Below are 18,270 nucleotides of genomic sequence, written 5' to 3' on the forward strand. Positions count from 1 at the left end.
AGTCTCACATCCTTTACTTTAATTTTTCAATTGCTCTTAATTTAGCCGAGTGTGCCCGATGATTAGCTTCGAGTTCCGCATCAGACGGTAAGATCGGCTTACGTGTTATCAATTTAAATTCTGGTTCAAGTTCAGCTGGGATAATTGGTAATCCGGCAGGAAGTTCTGGTAAACTCGCTTTTTCTTTGAACATCGTTTTAACTAAACGATCTTCTAACGACTGGAACGTGATCACACTGATCCGCCCACCAACATCAAGCACTTCAAACGCTTGATCTAAGGACTCTTCCAAAGCACCTAGCTCATCATTGACAGCTATACGGACTGCTTGGAAGACTTTCTTAGCCGGATGGCCCCCCTTACGTCGAGCTTTGGCCGGGATCCCAGCTTTGATCAGTTCAACTAGTTGGCCTGTTGTTTCGATCGGTGCTTGTTTTCTAGCGGCTTCGATCCGCCGAGCGATCGATTTAGCAAATTTTTCTTCACCATAGCGCATGAAGATCCGAACTAATTCTTGGTAGGACCAGTCATTGATCACTGTTTTAGCAGTCAAAGTTTGACTTTGATCCATCCGCATATCCAGTGTTGCATCGTGTTGATAACTAAAGCCACGTTCGCCAACATCAAATTGCGGTGAAGAAACTCCTAAGTCATATAAGATTCCATCAACTTTAGTGATCTGTTGCTCGGCTAAACATTCCTTTAGATTACGAAAGTTACTTTTGATAAAGGTCAATTTCTTACTGGCTAACTCATTTTGTAAACGTTTAGTATTGTAATCGATCGCAGTTTGATCTTGATCAAACGAGAACAACCTGCCCTTATCTGAAAGCTTTGACAAAATTAAACTGGTGTGACCCCCACCACCTAAAGTACAATCGACGTAGACGCCGTCTGGTTTGATATTGAGTTGTTCAACTGCTTCCTCTAATAGTACAGTCACATGATTAAATTCCGTCATTTTCTAATTCCTACAGCTTTCATCTTTCTTGCTTCCAATGTATAACGACGATCTAAAAACGATCATCAAAATATGTATTAAATATATGTTATACAATTAGATATTACCATAGTTCTACGCTTTGAACCACAATAATAACTAACAAATTCGCGATTTTTATAAAACGTTTTAGATATTTACTAAATATTAGTCTGTTTGTACTTAACTCACATAATACCTAAAAAACTTGCGACCTGAATCAACAATAAAATAATGTACATCCCAACGATAAAAATATCTAACGTTCGCCAGTAGATCACAAAAAAACGGCGGACCCGAAAGTCATCTTCGGTATACACTAAATACACCGTCAAGACTAGACCAAAAGCACTAGCCGCAAATGCTAAAAACGGTAATAACGAAAGCCCCGTCAAAGTGACCGAAAGCCCGTGGATTCCTAACAATAACACCAACATCATAATATCGATGATCCTTAAGCGTTTAGGCCAATATTTAGCGAAATTTTTCTTTAAAAATGTCAATGCCATCCAAATGATCAAAATGACAATTGGCATGATATACCACGTTGCGATCGCTGTAAACATCACTACCATCCTCAATTAAAAATATTACCCCTATTATACCAAGCATTTTTGCTACAAATCAATTGTAGACACACCAAAAACAAGGAAAACTTAACGCTTCATCAAAAGAAACTAATAACTCACTTGTACTATGAGATTTGACAGCGACCGACCTTTAAAGGTATAGTATAGTAAAAATTGGAAAGGTGTCGAGTATCGTGAGAGAAAAAAAGAAACGCACAACATTTCAAAAGATCACCATGGTCGTTGTTTGGCTCATGTTGATCTTCACACTTGGTAGTGTGATCCTCGGCTCACTTAGTGCTTTATTCTAAAAGTAATGATGAACTAAAAAGGAACAGCCTAAAAATTAGGCTGTTCCTTTTTAGTTCATATATTTAGCGACGAAAGCACCAACTTTTTCAGTATATACCGTTGGATCTTGGTAGTAAGACATTCCATGGGCTGCACCTTTTACGACCCATAATTCCTTTTTACCAGCACTGGCTTGATAGTTTTCATACACCATTTCCGTTGGAACGAAGCTATCTTTACTGCCGTGGATAAATAGCGTCGGCAATTTATTTTGTTTTAATTGCTCAGTTGCACTCCCATTTTTGAAATTAAATCCGATAAATGGATGAGCCATCCAACTGGCTGTTGTTAAGATCGGTTCTTTTGGCAAACCAAATTGCGCACTCAATTGTGTCCCTAATTCTTCATTGATCGATGAATAGCCACAATCTTCAACGATCACCTTGACTTGCTTAGGTAATTTTTCACCACTCATCATCATAACAGTGGCGCCCCCCATGCTCACTCCGAACAAGCCGATCTTGGAATCTTGTCCCTTTTTAGCAATAAGCTGCTTGAGCCAATTTTGATAATCTAGTCGATCTTGCCAACCAAAAGTTATATAGCGGCCTTCACTTCTACCAGCTCCGCGATCATCAGGCGCTAAGACATTGTAGCCGAGGTCATGAAACATCCGAATGTAACTTGCCATCCGCAAGCTATTTTCACGATAACCATGAGCGATCACGATCGTCTCATTGGTTGCCTTTTTAGCTGGTACATAGCGCGCTTTCAACGTCAACTTGCCATCAGCTGACTTTTCTGTCCAAGTTTGTTGCTTAGTCTGAGTCAACCAGGCCTGATCTTTCTTCAAGAGTTCGGCTTTTTTCGGTGCTGAGGCCCCTAAACTGGCTGAATCACGCACAAAAGCATAATTGACGAGATACCCATTTACCCCTACGTAGATCAACAACAATAGTCCAATGACCCCAATAATGATCTTTTTTCTGTGTTTTTTCATCTTTCTTTCCCTTTTGCCTACAAGATCGGTGATAACAATCTTGAAAAGTATTGTTTAAATTTACGCCAACGTGATTGACGTTCAAAGTATTCTGGTGTTAATTTTGTACACTTAGCTAAATCAGCTTCAAAGAGCTCCTTGAGTTTAAGTGCCAATTTACGATCATATCCAAAAGCATTAGCCTCAAAGTTCAATTTAAAACTTCTAAAATCAAGGTTAGCTGAACCAACAGAAGTGATCTGGGAATCGACGACAAATGTCTTAGCATGTAAGAAACCATCGTCATACGTGTAAACTTCGACGCCACTATCGACCAAAACTTTAGCGTAATATTCAGTTGCCCGATAAACAAAAGCGTGGTCTGGCATACAAGGGATCATGATCTTGACTTTGACCCCAGATAAGGCCGCTACGACTAACGCTTCTAACACCGAATCGTCTGGTATCAAATACGGAGTTTGGATGTAAATGTAGTCATTTGCTCCGCTGATCAGTTTGAGATAGCCCTTCTTGATCGCTTCAACTTCACTATCCGGACCTGAGGAGATGATCTGAAGACCAACATTGCCTTTTTGTCGTTGCAATGGAAACAAACTCTCTTCATATTTTACTGGTTCTTTGCCCCGAACATTTTTGATCGTTGCATTCCAATCCATCAAAAAGCGCGATTGCATGGCAATAACAGCATTACCGACAACGCGGAGATGCGTATCGCGCCAGTGACCAAATTTCTTGGAACGACTGAGATATTGATCACCGATGTTAAAACCACCGATATAGCCGATCTTACCATCAATGATCGCTAATTTACGGTGCTCACGGTAATTGATCCGGGGACTGTGGATCCAAGCTTTTTTATAAGCAAAGAATGGTTCTGCCTCGCCACCAAGTTTTTCCAATTCATCAAAGAAATGCCGTTCTTGTCCCCGTGACCCCATGCTATCATAGATCACACGGACTTTAACACCACGTTTAGCGGCTGCTTCAAGACTGGCTAAGATCTTATTACCGATCCGATCACTGAAAAAGGAATAATATTCCAAGTGCACGTGATGTTTTGCAGCATCGATATCGGCTAGTAATTTAGCAAACTTATCGTGCCCGTCATCGTAAATATCGACTTGATTATTTTTGGTCAAGATAGCTTGATCAGTCTCCAGTAACAAGCGCACCGTTTGGCGGGCTTCAGGCGTACGCAAGCCTTCTGGCAAGAGCTCTTCTTCTTGCCATTGTTCCTTTTGCAACTCAACGAGCTGATCGATCCCGAGTCGTTCTTGCATCTTGAGATCAAACATCTTTTCTTTGGAGATATTTTTACCAACTAGTAAATAGATCCCAAAACCGATCACTGGCAATAGATTGAGCACCAAGAGCCAAGCCCAAGTTGCCGTAATATCACGTTTTTCTTTAAAAACAGTGATGATTGCTGCAATAACGTTCAATAGTAAGATCACTGTCAGCACACTAACTAATGTGTCCATTATTAAATTCTACCCCTCCATTATATGATCATTAACCTAGTATACACCTTAGTTTTAAGGCTGTCAGGGTCAGTTTACATTTTCCCCGAACCATTTACGGTTCAAACGTTCTAACGTCCCATTCTCCTTTAAAACTTTAAACGCTTCATTGATCTTCTTTTGTAGGGTCTTGTCACCCTTTCGCATTCCAACTACAAAATCTTCAGACGCAAACCCTGCGTTTTCTTTCCGATAACTAGCCGGATCTTTTTTATGCGCAATATAGTAGTTGGCATAAACGCTGTCGATCAATAGTCCTTGGATGCGATCAGCATCTAGATCCATGAAAGCATTGTTGAAGGTGTCGTATTGGATCGCTTCTTTGACATATTGTTTTAAAACTTTTGGTTCATCCAAGTAGGCTTGATAGCCCGAAGATCCACTTTGTAAACCTAAGATCTTGCCTTTCATGGAACTGTCATTTACGATCTGTTGGCTTTTTTTACTTACTAAGTATTGTTCATTCTTTAGGTATGGCTGACTGAAAGCCACATTTTTAGCACGTTCATCCGTCTTGGTATAGCCATTCCAGATCAGATCGATCGTTTGGTTGCGCAATTCAGTTTCTTTCATTGACCAATCGATCGTCTGAAAATCAGGCGTGATCCCGTATAGTTTAAAGACTTCCTTAGCTAGATCGATATCATATCCAACGAGCTTACCATCTTTTTGGCGAAAACCCATCGGTACAAAACTATCATCTAGTCCGATCACGACCCGCTTTTTTTGCTCGATCTGTTGCCAAGTATCGACCGTATCGGCTCTTTTTTTGACATCATTGCAGCCCGAAACGACTAATAAGAGACTTAGACCTAAACCAAGCGCTAGTAATTTTAAATATCGTTTCATCTATCTCAATTCCTTTAATTAGCCAGTGGTTTCACACGTAAAATATCATCAGCGATCTCTTCAGCAAAATCAATATCGTGCGTAACGATGATCTGCGTCATCTTATCTTTTTTCAGATCCAAAATGATCTCTTTGACAGTATCGCGCAGACCTGGATCTAAGGCTGAAGTGGGTTCATCATAGCACAAGATCCGTGGTTTCATCGCTAGAGCGCGGGCAATCGCGACCCGTTGCTTTTGTCCCCCTGATAGTTGCCAAGGATAAAGTTCACCTTTATCACCAAGCGCTAACTTTTGTAAAAGCTCCTGGGCTTCTGCTTGCGCTTCTTTCTTATCTTTTTTTAAGACCATCGTTGGAGCTAGCATCACATTTTGTAACACGGTCAAATGCGGGAAGAGATTGTATTCTTGGAAAACCACCCCGATCACAGCATCATTGGTACTATTGACGTATGGATCAAAGGCGACCCCATCTACCAAGATCTGCCCGCTGTCGATCCGTTCTAAACCACTGATACACCGTAAAAGTGTGGTCTTACCACCACCAGATTGCCCTACGATACACAAGATCTTGCCATCTTCTACAGTCAGATCAACATGATCCAAGATCGTTCTATCGCCAAATTTTTTAGTTACTTCTTTTAGTTCTAACATGTTGATCACTCCTTATTTCCAATAACTATAGTGCTGCTCGATCTTTTTCAAAACATAAGTGAAAAAGGCCGTCATCATCAAATACATCGCGCCCACTAGCAATAGTGGCACTAAAGTCACATCCCGACTTGTCGCAACATTACCTGCGCGCAAGAGATCACCTAGACCGATCACATAAACTAAACTTGAGTCCTTGACTAAGTTGATCACTTCATTACCGATCGAAGGGATCACGATCTTGATCACCTGTGGAACTACGACTTTGCGGATCGTTTGCCAGTAGCTCAAGCGTAAGACCTTAGCACTTTCATATTGCCCTTTATCGATCGATTGCAAGCCCCCACGAAAGATCTCAGCAAAATATGCTGTGTAGTTCAAAATAAATGCCACCAACGCAGCTTCATACCGTGGTAACACGATCCCTGTTCCTAACAGCGGAAGTCCATAAAAGACAAAGATCAATTGCAATAACAGCGGTGTTCCTCGCATCAGCCAAACATAGATACCTAATATTTTTTGAAGTATCTTAAATCGTGACATCATCCCTAAAGAAACGATCAAACCTAAAGGCAAAGAACCAACTAAGGTCCAAAAAAATACTGATAAGGTCACTCCCATCCCTGAAATCAACGAGGGCATGACTTCCATGATATAATCCATCCCAAATTCCTCCATTTTTTAACTTACTGGTAAAAGAAAAACACCCTCTTGGAAAAAATCCAAGAGGGCGTTTTACGCGGTTCCACCTCATATTTACTCCTTTCTCACAAAAGGAGTCTCAGTGAGTTAACTTAACTCAAGTGTAACGGACTTCTGACCGGATACACCTACTGCTTTAGGTTCAGTGTACCAATTCACGGATGTGGTTCAAAAATGCCACCTCTATCCTTTTCAGCTCCCGGATAGTCTCTTTTTCAGGTAAACATCTTCTACTCTTCCGCTCGATATCGTTAAATAATTTTTCATAAAGATTAACATTTATCGGTAAAACTGTCAACAACAAATCTGGCTTATTTGCGTTTGAACCAAGAACTCATCTTCTTGAAAAAGCCACCTTGTTCGTCTTCTTTAAGTGTCATCAACGGGATCGTTTCACCCTCTAAACGCCGTGCGATATTACGATATCCCTTAGATGCTTCACTCTTTTCATCTAAAATAACAGGTTCGCCCTTGTTCGAAAAACCAATTACATTATCATCATCAAAGACGATCCCGATCAATTTGATCGATAAATGCCGCGTAATCTCATCAACATCCATCATTTGACCATCATGCATCATCTTCTTTTTGATCCGATTGATGATAAGCATCGGTGGTTCTTCTAAATTCTGTTGTTCAAGCAACCCGACTACCCGATCAGCATCTCGAACGGCTGAGATCTCAGGTGTCGAGACTACGATTGCTTCATCCGCACCAGCTACTGCGTTAGCAAAACCTTGTTCGATCCCAGCTGGGCAATCGAGCAACACATAGTCAAACTCAGATCGTAACTCATCAACGATCTGTTTAGCTTCTTCCGGTTCAAGGGCCGATTTATCCGTATTTTGCGCTGCAGGTAACAGGAATAAATTGTCGCCAAAACGCTTGTCTTTGATCAAGGCTTGGGGTAACTTAGCTCTACCTTGCGCCACATCAATGATATCGTAAATGATACGATTATCTAAGCCCAAAATAACATCTAGGTTTCTTAAACCGATATCTAGATCGACCAGACAGACTTTTTTGCCCATCAAAGCCAAGGCTGTTCCGAGATTAGCAGTCGTAGTTGTCTTACCAACGCCGCCTTTTCCCGATGTAATAACGATCGATTTTCCCATTTAAAACCCTCCTATTTGTGTAAAAATTTTAGGCCTAAGTGTTTTTAATTCAGCAAGCGTCGTATAGCTTAAAGCATGCAGGTCATTGACATAAGCAACGACTTTATCGGCTTGCATATCTGGCTCGATGATGTCTACTAGATCACTGATCCGAACTTGTTGTGCCCGTTTAAAATTCCCAGCGATCACTGAGATCACATTATCACTATAGCCAGCATGTAAGATCCCTTCGACATTTCCTAAAACAAAGATACTCCCGGTCGCTTGCAAAATGCCACCCTTATGGATATTGCCTAAAAACAAGACGTCACCCTTGATCAACTTGACTTGACCGTTACGGATCGTATCACTATTGACATGGACGGTATGTTCTTCCATAAATTCAAGTGCATCTTTAGTATCTACCACATCAGAAACAAACTTATAGATCGAAAAACGAGGATAATTTCCAACTAATTCTTCGATCTTTTGCTTTTGTTTTGCACTCAACAAGCGTCTTTCGGTATTGACCGTAAATGAGATCTGTTTTTCTTCACCGACAGTATCAAGTTGTAGTTTTCGAAATAGGTCTTTTAATTCGGACAGCGCCTGATCAAAATCTGCATTATCACGTATGATCAGTTCATATCCGTCTTTGTAGCCCTTTAACACAGCTGCCTGCATCAGCTTGCACCTTCCTTATTTATCGAGAAGAATACTTCTCAAAGAAATTTTTGACTGGGATAAATAATAGCGAAAATACCGCCAAGTTATACGCCAGTGACGGCCCTAAAGTTTGCACCACAAAATCAGCTGAACCAGTTGCGGTCAGTCCGATCAGGGAGTTGGCCCAATATGCCAAAGCCGTAACGAGCGTAACATCTATCAGATATATTAATAGTACCACAATAAAGTTAGAAGTGAAAAAACGATACACTTCTCGGTTCAAATAAACGATCAAAGGAAAAATGATCATAAAGATCCCTAAGATCCCCGTATAGTACATATCAAAAATCAATCCAGCAATAAATGCCCATAGCATCAAACGGTCAACTTCACCATAGAAAATCGCCATCACTAGCCATAACAAGGTCAAGCGACTCTCGATCGAAATTGAACTTGTAAAAAAATACTGAGCATATAAGCTACTAAGTGTCCCATCCAAAACGATGCAGATGATCAACCCTAGAGGAAAATAATATTTTAGCTTGGAATTTGCCATCATTCTGCCCCCTAGTCTGCGCGTTTAGCCACAGTCACAACACTAAGATCTGTCATATCAGCAGCTGGCTCGATATAAACTTTTGTCGCTAACCCATCATCATCATCCGTTGTTTTGACGACTTTTCCGATCAATAAGCCCTTAGGGGTATTACCACCCATCCCAGAGGTAATGACCTCAGTATTCTTCTTGATCTTCTTCTTAGAAGTGATCTGTCCCATGATCAACTGATTTTTTTGTCGGTCATAGCCCGTGATCAAACCGTTGATCACTTCGCCATCACTTTCCAATTGGACTGCAAAACGGTTAGCCGAATCATTTTGCGTCGTGAGCAATTCAACTTTACTGTTGGTCTTATTGACTTCCACGACCCGTCCGACTAAGCCCTTACGTGATAAAACGGCAGCATTTTTAGTCACACCTGCAAATGATCCCTTTGAGATCACGATCTGATTTTGCCAAGAAGATGGTGTCCGAGATAAAACATGGGCACTGATCTTTGAATAATCAGTCAAGCTTTCATCTAATTTCAACTGTTCTTTTAATTGTTTATTTTCCTTACGTAAGGTTTGGTTTTCAACTTTATCGGCTGCCAAACTATCGATCTGTTGCTTTAATTTCTGATTTTCCTCATACGTGTTGAGTAGATCAGAAACAGAGCCACCTACATGCGCGACTCCAGCAACTGGAAAACTGATGACCCGATCAACTAGACCAAAAGCTTCATTACCAAACTGTTGCACAAATGTTGGCATCGATCGATTATTACGCACTGTGATCGAAAATGCGATCAGTAAAAAACTGATGATCAAAGCGACCAGTGTAATAACAAGTTTTTTATTGAAAAAAAACTTTTGCATAAAAAACCTCCTGAACTCGATAAGATCCGCATTAAAAATTAAGAGGCTGGACGACTAAACCCCAACCTCCTAACTTTAGACTTTAACCGCCTATTTATCTTTTCTTCATTACATCAATGCTCTTAAGTGATTCGCCTGTCCCAACAGCCACACAGTCAAGTGGATCTTGAGCCACGAATACAGGCACTTTTGTTGCTTCAGAGATCACATCTGGTAAGTGGCGTAATAACGCACCACCACCAGTTAAAACGATCCCATGATCGATCACGTCAGCTGCGATCTCAGGAGATGTTTCTTCTAATGTTTCTTTGATAGCTGTGATGATCTCTTGCACTACTTCTTGGATCGCTTCAGCTACATCTTCGGGGCGGATCTCGATCGTCTTAGGTAGACCTGTCACTAAATCACGTCCACGGATCGTTTGACTATCCAATTCCTTAGCAGCTTCAACAGAAGCAGAGGCAACGTTGATCTTTAATTGTTCAGCTGTACGTTCACCGATCAACAAATTGTAATTTTTACGTACATAGTAGATGATCGAATCATCGATCTTGTCACCAGCCATCCGAATCGAACGGCTAGATACGATCCCACCCAAGGAGATCGTTGCAACGTCAGTCGTCCCACCACCGATATCAACGACCATGCTACCAGTTGGATCCATAACTGGTAGACCAGCACCGATCGCAGCTGCAAATGGTTCTTCGATCACGTAAGCATCTTTAGCCCCTGCAACTCGAGTAGCATCGATCACAGCACGCTTTTCAACTTCAGTTACACCACTAGGTACACAGACCATGACATATGGCTTAGCAGTCTTGCTACCAACAGCTTTTTCAATATAATATTTCATCATGGAGACAGTTGTATCATAATCAGCAATGACACCGTCTTTCATTGGACGGATCGCTACGATACTTGCTGGTGTGCGCCCGATCATATCACGCGCTTCTGAACCAACAGATACGACTTCGCCAGTTTTAGTATTTTTAGCTACGACAGAAGGTTCGCGTAATACAATTCCCTTATTTTCAGCATAAACGATCGTATTAGCAGTCCCTAAATCGATTCCGATATTTTTTGTTCCGATTCCGAACACGTTGTTTCATCCCTTCGCAAACTCTAAATGAGTACTTAATTCAAGATATTTTAATTGTAACATTGAATCGCCGTGTTTCCAACATATTTTCATGTTTTACCTTGGCAATGACAAATAAAAAGAAAAAATTTTGATCCTTTTTTGAAAAAATTTTCCTCTTACTCGAGCAGTTGCTCCAGCTAGCCAAAAATTTTATAAATTGTTGAAATTGATTCTCTTCAATTTCAGTATTATATCATAAATCAAAGCTTAATTTTTATTTAATCTAGATAAATTTTCATTTCAACTAATTTTTTTAAAATATCTTAACCTTTATAGGATCGTGACTAAAGCTGCTTGAAAGCCTTTTTTACCTTCAACTTCAACGAATTCAACTCTTTGACCTTCTTCTAAGATCTTATAACCTGATTTTTCGATCGCCGTATAGTGGACAAAAAGATCCTCTTTTGGTGCATTATCAGGGGTGATAAACCCGTAACCTTTATCCTTATTAAAACGACGTACTGTTCCTTGTAACATGTAATTCACCTATCTAATTAATATTTTTTCTTCACGCATACTCAAATATGTATGCTCACCAACAATAATGTGGTCCAATAACGCGATCCCTAAGAGCTCACCACACGCCTGTAAACGTCTAGTCAAGGCGATGTCATTTGGGGAAGGTGTCACCTGACCACTAGGGTGATTATGGACCACGATAAAGCGGGCTGCGCTATACTTCAGCGCTAATTTCAAGATCTCCCTTGGATGGACCGTGGCTTCATTTAGCGTTCCCACAAAGATCTCTTCTTGAGCCAAGATTTGATTTTTGGTATCTAAATAGACACCCCACAGGACTTCTTGCTTACGCAGGGCCAACTTCGCACTCATATACTCGCCGATCACCTTACTAGAACAGATCTGCCCCAATTCTAACGGTGGTTTTAAAGCATAGCGCTTAGCAAATTCGCATAAAAGCAATAAATAATCCTGGAGTTTGGTATCAATGGTCAGCTTAGTCCAATCAGTGACCCCAAAATACTGGAACTGCGCTAGCGAATCAGCTTGCGCAAAGTAGCGGTCGACCACTTGACCAGCTGCTTGCTTATCCAGCAAAAAGCCTAATGATTCACTTAAAACGATCTTATCTGTTAAATTTTTTAAATTCATTTTCAAGCCCCCTTACTTTATAAAATTCGCAAACGGGCCTAGAAATAATTTATTTTTTGATGAGATCTCGCACAGCTACTAGATCGGGCAAGATCGCTACCGTATGTTCTTTTTCATATGCGGTCGGTTGAATGATATCTGGCACCATAACGACTGGGATCTCAGCATTATTGGCTGCTTTGACGCCATTCAATGAATCCTCAATGATCAAAGTTTCATTTTTAGCTGGACAGCCAGCTTTTTGCCAAGCTTTTTCAAAGATCTCTGGGGATGGCTTAGCATGGGTCACATCGTCAGCTGAAACGATATGCGCAAAGCGACCTGAAATATTTGTCTTTTCCAAATAGTATTCGATATCTTTTCTAAAATTACTTGAAGCGATGACATAAGGGATATTTTGTTCATCCAAATAAGCGGTCAATTCTTTAAAACCTGGTTTTAATTCTAATTTTCCAGCTTCTACGATCGGATAAACATTATCCATACTCATCTGGTAAAAACAATCAACTAACTCACGGCTACCATAATCTTTAGCCATTTGAGCCAGCATAGGTTCTGTCCCTGCTCCGATAAATTGCTTGTAATATTCCAAAGTGTAGTTTGGCATTTGGAGTTTTTCAGCCGCTAGCCTGTTAGCTTCAAAGTATACTTTTTCAGAATCAAATACGACACCATCCATATCAAAGATCACTAATTTCAAATCCATCTCATATCCTCACGATCTAAATAAAATAATTTCTTACTTCCGACACAAAATACAACGAACCCGTAAATAATAGCATATCATCACTTGAGATCTCTTGCATGACCTCAGCCAAAGCTTCGGGCCACGCTTCATAGAAACGACCTTGTTCATGACTGAGTGCACGGGGCGCATCAAAACTGACCGTAAATAGTTCGACATTAGGTAACTGCTCTAATTTATTTACCATTGTCTTAGCCTGCTTATCAGCCAAGACCGACATGATAACATAGATCTGTTTATCGGCAAAATTTTGTTTTAATGTTTGGACCAATTGCTGGACCGCATCTGCATTGTGGGCTCCATCCAAGACGATCAGTGGCTCATCATTTATCTTTTCAAAGCGCCCCGCCCAGGTCGTCTGTTTTAAAGCGATTTTGATCTCGCTTAGCGTTGGCGAAAAACCCGCTCTTTTAGCCAAGACCAAAAATGCACTCACAGCTAAACTAGCATTGGCGACCTGATATTGACCTAACAATGAGATCGCTAGCTTATCCTTGAGCCCAAAGCCTTGATATGTAAAGCTTTCACCCCAAACACTAGCTCTTTTTTCAGGTAAGAACGTATAATCTACTCCCGCTTGATACAAAGGAGCATTTCTTTTTTCAGCCTGTGCTTGAATAACAGCCAAACATTCTGGTGCTAATTTTCCAACGACGACCGGCCGATCTTGTTTGATGATCCCTGCTTTTGCCGTGGCGATCTTAGCCAAAGTATCGCCTAAGATCTGAGTATGGTCTAACGCAACTTCAGTGATTACCGCTAACTCAGGGGTCAAAATATTAGTCGAATCATAGAGTCCGCCGATGCCCACTTCAACGACCGCATAATCAGGGGCCATTTTAGCAAAATATAAAAACATCAGCATTGTGACGACTTCAAATTCCTTAGGTCCCTCACCGGCATATTCTTCATCGAGCCGTGAAATGACCGGTAACAACTCGTTTAACAGCTCGACCAACATTTGATCACTGATCGGTTCGCCATTGAGTGCGATCCGTTCGTTAAAGCGCGTGATGTAAGGCGAAGTGAAGGTTCCCACCGTAAATCCTTGACTTTGCAAAAGTTCGCTCAAAAAAGCCACCGTTGACCCTTTGCCATTGGTTCCCGTGACATGGATGAACTTGGTCTTTTCTTGTGGATCACCCAGATAATGAGCAAACCGGCGCATCCGCTCTAAGTCGGGGGACTTTGTAAATTTGCGACGTCCATGAATAAATTCGACCGCCTCAGTATAGCTTTTGATCTGCATCTTTTCGCCTCATTTACCTAAAAATATCTTATTTCCAGTATAACACAAAGCACGTAAAAAAACGCTCACCCCGAAAGGCAAGCGTTGTTTAAAAATTAATCAACTTGAGCTTTTAGATCTTTGATCCGTTCGTTAGTTGCGCTTAATTTTTCACGGTAACCCGCTAATTTTTCTTTTTCTTTAGCAACAACTTCAGCTGGTGCATTAGCAACAAAGCGTTCATTGCCAAGTTTCTTTTCACCACGTGTTACTTCAGATTCTAATTTCTTAGCTTCTTTTTCTAAACGTGCGATCTCTTCGTTTAGATCGATCAAGTCAGCTAATGGCAAGTAAACTTCAGCGCCTGTGATCACAGAAGTCATTGCTAAAGCTGGAGCTGTCACGTCAGAGCCGATCTCAAGATGTTTTGGATGGCAGAAGCGTTCGATATATTCTTGGTTATTTTCAAAGACTGCTTTAGTCGTTTCAGAAGTCGTCTTGATCAAGATATCGATCGCTGAAGACATTGGTGCATTAACTTCAGCCCGGTTGTTACGCACAGCTTTGATCAATTCGATCAAGTTATCCATTTGTTCTTCGGCAGCTTGATCATCGAATTCTGGGTGTTCAACTGGGTAAGCAGCTGTTACCAAAGATTCGCCTTTATGTGGCATTTCTAACCAGATCTGTTCGGTCACAAATGGCATGATCGGATGTAAGAGACGTAATGTTTGATCCAAGACATAGCATAAAATGCTTTGCGTATTTTGCTTAGCCTTAGCATCGTCACCCGTCAAGTTTTCCTTAGCCATTTCGATGTACCAGTCACAGAAATCGTTCCAGATGAAGTTGTAAAGGGCACGACCAGCTTCACCAAATTCATAGTTATCAAAGAGACGCGTTACTTCTTTGACAGTGTCATTCAAGCGGCTCAAGATCCACTTGTCAGCTAATTGCCATTCTGCTTTAGCTGGTAAAGTAGCAGTCGTATCTTCATCGAGGTTCATGATCACAAAGCGGCTAGCATTCCAGATCTTATTGATAAAGTTCCAAGCTGCATCCATCTTCGTATAGGAGAAACGAACGTCTTGGCCTGGTGCTGAACCGTTGGATAAGAACCAACGTAAAGCATCAGCACCATACTTGTCGATCACGTCCATTGGATCGATCCCGTTGCCAAGTGATTTACTCATCTTGCGTCCTTGTTCATCCCGGATCAAACCGTGGATCAAAACATCCTTAAATGGACGGCGACCAGTAAATTCGATACTTTGGAAGATCATCCGTGATACCCAGAAGAAGATGATATCATAACCTGTGACTAACGTATTAGTTGGGAAGTAACGCTTGAAATCAGGCGCATCTGTATCTGGCCAGCCCATCGTTGAAAATGGCCATAAAGCACTAGAGAACCAAGTATCTAAAACATCAGGATCTTGTTCCCAATTTTCGATATCAGCTGGAGCTTCTTCACCAACATAAGTTTCACCCGTATGCTTGTTATACCAAGCTGGGATCTGATGGCCCCACCATAATTGGCGTGAAATGACCCAATCATGAACGTTTTCCATCCATTGAGTAAAGGTCTTTTCAAAACGTTCTGGCACAAAGTCGACCCGATCATCCGAATCTTGGTTAGCCAAAGCTGCTTGAGCTAATGGTTTCATCTTAACGAACCATTGTGTTGAGAGACGAGCTTCAACTGGCACACCTGTCCGTTCAGAGTGACCCACACTGTGCGTGATCTTTTCGATGTTTAACATGTAGCCTTGATCTTCAAGGTCTTTAACGATCGCTTTACGAGCATCAAAACGGTCCATGCCGTTGTATTTACCAGCTCGTTCATTCATCGTACCATCATCGTTCATCGTGTTGATCCGTTCTAAGTCATGACGGTTACCGACTTCAAAGTCATTAGGGTCATGTGCTGGGGTAATCTTCACCATCCCAGTCCCAAATTCAGGATCAACATATTGATCGGCGATGATCGGGATATGACGCCCTTGGAGTGGCAAGAGCACTTCTTTACCGACTAAGTCTTTGTAGCGTTCATCTTTTGGATTAACTGCTACAGCCACGTCACCCATCATTGTTTCAGGACGTGTCGTTGCGATCTCAATGTAATCTTTCCCATTGAATGTTGTTCCATCAACGAATGGATATTTCACATGGTAAAAGGCACCTTCGTCATCTTGGTGGATAACTTCGATATCGGATAAAGCAGTCCGAGCCTTTGGATCCCAGTTGATGATGTATTCACCACGGTAGATCAAGCCTTTTTCATATAACTTTACAAAGACACGGCGAACAGCATGCGATAAGCCTTCATCCAAGGTAAAACGTTCACGATCATAATCCAAAGAAAGACCTAATTTAGCCCATTGCGCATGAATGATATCAGCATATTCGCCTTTCCATTCCCAAACCTTATCGATGAACTTTTCACGTCCTAGATCGTAACGGGAGATCCCTTCTTCAGCTAAACGTGCTTCAACTTTAGCTTGTGTTGCGATCCCGGCATGGTCCATCCCAGGAAGCCATAAGGTATCAAAACCTTGCATCCGTTTTTGTCTGATCAACATATCTTGTAACGTTGTATCCCAAGCATGGCCCAAGTGTAACTTACCAGTTACGTTTGGTGGTGGGATCACGATCGAATATGGTTTAGCTTCTTTATCGCCATTTGGCTTGAACAACCCAGCATCGACCCATTTTTGATAACGTCCTGGTTCAACTTGACTAGGATCGTATTTGGTTGACATTTCGATGTCACGTGCCATTATTATCTTCCTTTCTTATCTTGACCGGTTCTAAACAAAAAGGCACCGCCATCCGCTTAGGACGACAGTGCCGTGGTACCACCTAAATTGGGTTTTTACCCCTCTTTGATCTGCGTTAACGAATAGATATCCGGTCTTACTTACTTAGTTTCAGTAGGACAGCTCACAAGCTACTATCTGATCGTCTGTTAAAGCGTCGCACCCACCCGCTTCTCTCTGAAAACAGTTAGCGATCAAAACCTCTTGTTCAAAGCTTATAGATGTATTTTAGCCTTGAAACAAGCACGCGTCAAGCGCTTTTTATAGCAATTCAGCGAAATCTGCTTGTTTTTCGTTCATAAATTCATCACCGATCTTGATATCTGTGATCGTGATATTTTCCATTGCCCGAGCTAACAAGCCTTCAACATCAAGGCGTTCTTCGTAATAACGTGCCTTATCGATCTTTGGCTTAGTCTTTGGAGCTGGTGGTGCAAAGATCGTACAGCAATCTTCAAATGGTTGGATGGAAAGATCGAATGTATCGATATCTTGGGCGATCTTGATGATCTCATTTTTATCCATTGAAACTACTGGACGTAAAACAGGCATCGTCGTTACATCATTGATCGCAGCCATACTTTCCAGTGTTTGTGAAGCTACTTGCCCTAAAGCTTCCCCGTTGAAGATTGCTAGACCATTGCGCTTTTTAGCGATCATTTCACTTAAACGCAACATAAAGCGCCGTTGGATCGTCATCAAGTAACCAGATGGCACTTTTTCTTTGATCGTTTCTTGGATCTCAGTAAATGGCACAGCGATAAATTGGATCCGACCAACATATGGAGTCAACTTAGCCGTCAATTCCTTAGCCTTATTCAAAGCTTGTTCACTGGTGTATGGTGGGCTAAAGAAGTGGACCATTTCGATATCCACCCCACGTTTCATCGCTAAATAACCAGCAACTGGTGAGTCGATCCCACCAGAAAGCATCAACATCGCTTTACCTGCTGTCCCGACCGGCAGACCACCGGCACCATCGATCGTTTCAGAAGAAAGATAGATCCCGTTAACTCGAACTTCAACGCGTAAGATCATGTCCGGCTCTTTCATCTTGACTTTGATCCCTGGGACCGTCTTTAAGATGTGGCCCCCCAACATATCATTTAATTCGTTGGTATCATATTGGAAGTTATGATCAGAGCGACGCGTGTTGATCTTAAACGTCATACCTTCGTGGAACTGTTCAGCCACCATTTGTGTTGCAATCTTTTTAACTTCTTCGACATCACGAGCGACCCGGATCGAAGGTGAGAAGTTTTGGATCCCAAAAACTTGTTTCAAACGTTCCATGACTTTAGTCGAGTCTTCACCGTTTAATTGGATGTGCATCCGATCACGATGAGCTTTGACCACTAATTTTGGAAAATCATGCATTGCTTGTCGAACATTGAAACCTAAGCGATCGATAAAGTTACGTCGGTTTTTACCCTTAGTTGAAAGTTCGCCATAACGAACCATAATTTCTGTATATTGCATCTTGCTTCC

General features: G+C 41.4%; 19 protein-coding genes and 2 other annotated features. Of the genes, 1 reads left to right on the top strand and 18 read right to left on the bottom strand.

Translation table 11 applies throughout. The features are described from left to right. Window positions 1-13 precede the first annotated feature (13 nt). Entirely contained in the window at window positions 14-961 is a 948-nt protein-coding gene (gene rsmH, locus FC30_RS05755; RefSeq protein WP_010688732.1) for a 16S rRNA (cytosine(1402)-N(4))-methyltransferase RsmH, read from the bottom strand. Between the two features lie 206 nt (window positions 962-1,167). Next, on the bottom strand, window positions 1,168-1,545 hold the full coding sequence (locus tag FC30_RS05760; RefSeq protein ID WP_035448944.1) for a DUF3397 family protein: 378 nt from the start codon (window positions 1,543-1,545) through the stop codon (window positions 1,168-1,170). 197 nt (window positions 1,546-1,742) lie between these two features. On the opposite strand from FC30_RS05760, the gene FC30_RS09340 reads away from it, so the two are divergent. Next, window positions 1,743-1,859, top strand: coding sequence for a DUF4044 domain-containing protein (locus FC30_RS09340; protein WP_010688729.1), 117 nt, complete (start codon window positions 1,743-1,745; stop codon window positions 1,857-1,859). A 50-nt stretch (window positions 1,860-1,909) separates the two neighbouring features. Here the strand turns inward: FC30_RS09340 and FC30_RS05765 are convergent, their stop codons facing one another. The 16 genes from FC30_RS05765 to thiI form a co-directional block, all read right to left on the bottom strand. Further along, window positions 1,910-2,839 (bottom strand): alpha/beta hydrolase, encoded by a 930-nt coding sequence (locus FC30_RS05765; protein WP_010688728.1) that lies wholly within the window; start codon window positions 2,837-2,839, stop codon window positions 1,910-1,912. Between the two features lie 17 nt (window positions 2,840-2,856). After that, window positions 2,857-4,320: a cardiolipin synthase gene (gene cls / locus FC30_RS05770; RefSeq protein ID WP_010688727.1), complete on the bottom strand. Its 1,464-nt coding sequence runs from the start codon at window positions 4,318-4,320 to the stop codon at window positions 2,857-2,859. Window positions 4,321-4,389: 69 nt separating this feature from the next. Further along, a complete protein-coding gene (locus FC30_RS05775) occupies window positions 4,390-5,208 on the bottom strand; it encodes an amino acid ABC transporter substrate-binding protein (RefSeq protein WP_010688726.1) in 819 nt (272 codons plus the stop codon). 14 nt (window positions 5,209-5,222) lie between these two features. Beyond that, on the bottom strand, window positions 5,223-5,861 hold the full coding sequence (locus FC30_RS05780) for an amino acid ABC transporter ATP-binding protein (RefSeq protein ID WP_010688725.1): 639 nt from the start codon (window positions 5,859-5,861) through the stop codon (window positions 5,223-5,225). Between the two features lie 12 nt (window positions 5,862-5,873). Beyond that, window positions 5,874-6,521, bottom strand: a complete 648-nt coding sequence (locus tag FC30_RS05785; protein ID WP_010688723.1) for an amino acid ABC transporter permease — start codon at window positions 6,519-6,521, stop codon at window positions 5,874-5,876. A gap of 60 nt (window positions 6,522-6,581) precedes the next feature. Then, window positions 6,582-6,815, bottom strand: a binding site (T-box leader). A 56-nt stretch (window positions 6,816-6,871) separates the two neighbouring features. Continuing rightward, window positions 6,872-7,678 (bottom strand): septum site-determining protein MinD, encoded by an 807-nt coding sequence (minD, locus tag FC30_RS05790; RefSeq protein ID WP_010688720.1) that lies wholly within the window; start codon window positions 7,676-7,678, stop codon window positions 6,872-6,874. After that, a complete protein-coding gene (locus tag FC30_RS05795; RefSeq protein ID WP_010688718.1) occupies window positions 7,679-8,341 on the bottom strand; it encodes a septum site-determining protein MinC in 663 nt (220 codons plus the stop codon). It lies immediately after the preceding gene. A gap of 19 nt (window positions 8,342-8,360) precedes the next feature. Beyond that, window positions 8,361-8,879 carry a rod shape-determining protein MreD gene (gene mreD, locus FC30_RS05800; protein WP_010688717.1) on the bottom strand — a complete coding sequence of 173 codons (519 nt, stop codon included), beginning with the start codon at window positions 8,877-8,879 and terminating at the stop codon, window positions 8,361-8,363. A gap of 11 nt (window positions 8,880-8,890) precedes the next feature. Continuing rightward, window positions 8,891-9,739 (bottom strand): rod shape-determining protein MreC, encoded by an 849-nt coding sequence (gene mreC, locus FC30_RS05805; protein WP_035448935.1) that lies wholly within the window; start codon window positions 9,737-9,739, stop codon window positions 8,891-8,893. A gap of 94 nt (window positions 9,740-9,833) precedes the next feature. Then, window positions 9,834-10,838 carry a rod shape-determining protein gene (locus FC30_RS05810; RefSeq protein ID WP_004049006.1) on the bottom strand — a complete coding sequence of 335 codons (1,005 nt, stop codon included), beginning with the start codon at window positions 10,836-10,838 and terminating at the stop codon, window positions 9,834-9,836. Between the two features lie 312 nt (window positions 10,839-11,150). Continuing rightward, on the bottom strand, window positions 11,151-11,357 hold the full coding sequence (locus FC30_RS05815) for a cold-shock protein (RefSeq protein ID WP_004049007.1): 207 nt from the start codon (window positions 11,355-11,357) through the stop codon (window positions 11,151-11,153). 9 nt (window positions 11,358-11,366) lie between these two features. Next, window positions 11,367-11,990, bottom strand: a complete 624-nt coding sequence (locus FC30_RS05820; protein WP_010688714.1) for a JAB domain-containing protein — start codon at window positions 11,988-11,990, stop codon at window positions 11,367-11,369. 49 nt (window positions 11,991-12,039) lie between these two features. After that, entirely contained in the window at window positions 12,040-12,696 is a 657-nt protein-coding gene (locus FC30_RS05825) for an HAD family hydrolase (protein WP_010688713.1), read from the bottom strand. 16 nt (window positions 12,697-12,712) lie between these two features. After that, the gene (locus FC30_RS05830; RefSeq protein WP_010688712.1) at window positions 12,713-13,984 is read right to left on the bottom strand and encodes a bifunctional folylpolyglutamate synthase/dihydrofolate synthase; all 1,272 of its coding nucleotides are present in this window, start codon (window positions 13,982-13,984) and stop codon (window positions 12,713-12,715) included. A gap of 95 nt (window positions 13,985-14,079) precedes the next feature. Further along, window positions 14,080-16,743 (bottom strand): valine--tRNA ligase, encoded by a 2,664-nt coding sequence (locus FC30_RS05835; RefSeq protein ID WP_010688711.1) that lies wholly within the window; start codon window positions 16,741-16,743, stop codon window positions 14,080-14,082. Window positions 16,744-16,797: 54 nt separating this feature from the next. Continuing rightward, window positions 16,798-17,003 (bottom strand) — a binding site (T-box leader). 40 nt (window positions 17,004-17,043) lie between these two features. After that, window positions 17,044-18,261 carry a tRNA uracil 4-sulfurtransferase ThiI gene (thiI, locus tag FC30_RS05840; RefSeq protein ID WP_010688710.1) on the bottom strand — a complete coding sequence of 406 codons (1,218 nt, stop codon included), beginning with the start codon at window positions 18,259-18,261 and terminating at the stop codon, window positions 17,044-17,046. Window positions 18,262-18,270 lie beyond the last annotated feature (9 nt).

The organism is Ligilactobacillus animalis KCTC 3501 = DSM 20602 (genome assembly GCF_001434535.1).
Classification (GTDB): domain Bacteria; phylum Bacillota; class Bacilli; order Lactobacillales; family Lactobacillaceae; genus Ligilactobacillus; species Ligilactobacillus animalis.

Bases quoted from the DNA above. Each gene is read 5' to 3' on its own strand.
- rsmH (WP_010688732.1), bottom strand. From the start codon at position 961: ATGACGGAATTTAATCATGTGACTGTACTATTAGAGGAAGCAGTTGAA.
- FC30_RS05760 (WP_035448944.1), bottom strand. From the start codon at position 1,545: ATGTTTACAGCGATCGCAACGTGGTATATCATGCCAATTGTCATTTTG.
- FC30_RS05765 (WP_010688728.1), bottom strand. From the start codon at position 2,839: ATGAAAAAACACAGAAAAAAGATCATTATTGGGGTCATTGGACTATTG.
- cls (WP_010688727.1), bottom strand. From the start codon at position 4,320: ATGGACACATTAGTTAGTGTGCTGACAGTGATCTTACTATTGAACGTT.
- FC30_RS05775 (WP_010688726.1), bottom strand. From the start codon at position 5,208: ATGAAACGATATTTAAAATTACTAGCGCTTGGTTTAGGTCTAAGTCTC.
- FC30_RS05780 (WP_010688725.1), bottom strand. From the start codon at position 5,861: ATGTTAGAACTAAAAGAAGTAACTAAAAAATTTGGCGATAGAACGATC.
- FC30_RS05785 (WP_010688723.1), bottom strand. From the start codon at position 6,521: ATGGATTATATCATGGAAGTCATGCCCTCGTTGATTTCAGGGATGGGA.
- minD (WP_010688720.1), bottom strand. From the start codon at position 7,678: ATGGGAAAATCGATCGTTATTACATCGGGAAAAGGCGGCGTTGGTAAG.
- FC30_RS05795 (WP_010688718.1), bottom strand. From the start codon at position 8,341: ATGCAGGCAGCTGTGTTAAAGGGCTACAAAGACGGATATGAACTGATC.
- mreD (WP_010688717.1), bottom strand. From the start codon at position 8,879: ATGGCAAATTCCAAGCTAAAATATTATTTTCCTCTAGGGTTGATCATC.
- mreC (WP_035448935.1), bottom strand. From the start codon at position 9,739: ATGCAAAAGTTTTTTTTCAATAAAAAACTTGTTATTACACTGGTCGCT.
- FC30_RS05815 (WP_004049007.1), bottom strand. From the start codon at position 11,357: ATGTTACAAGGAACAGTACGTCGTTTTAATAAGGATAAAGGTTACGGG.
- FC30_RS05820 (WP_010688714.1), bottom strand. From the start codon at position 11,990: ATGAATTTAAAAAATTTAACAGATAAGATCGTTTTAAGTGAATCATTA.
- FC30_RS05825 (WP_010688713.1), bottom strand. From the start codon at position 12,696: ATGGATTTGAAATTAGTGATCTTTGATATGGATGGTGTCGTATTTGAT.
- FC30_RS05830 (WP_010688712.1), bottom strand. From the start codon at position 13,984: ATGCAGATCAAAAGCTATACTGAGGCGGTCGAATTTATTCATGGACGT.
- FC30_RS05835 (WP_010688711.1), bottom strand. From the start codon at position 16,743: ATGGCACGTGACATCGAAATGTCAACCAAATACGATCCTAGTCAAGTT.
- thiI (WP_010688710.1), bottom strand. From the start codon at position 18,261: ATGCAATATACAGAAATTATGGTTCGTTATGGCGAACTTTCAACTAAG.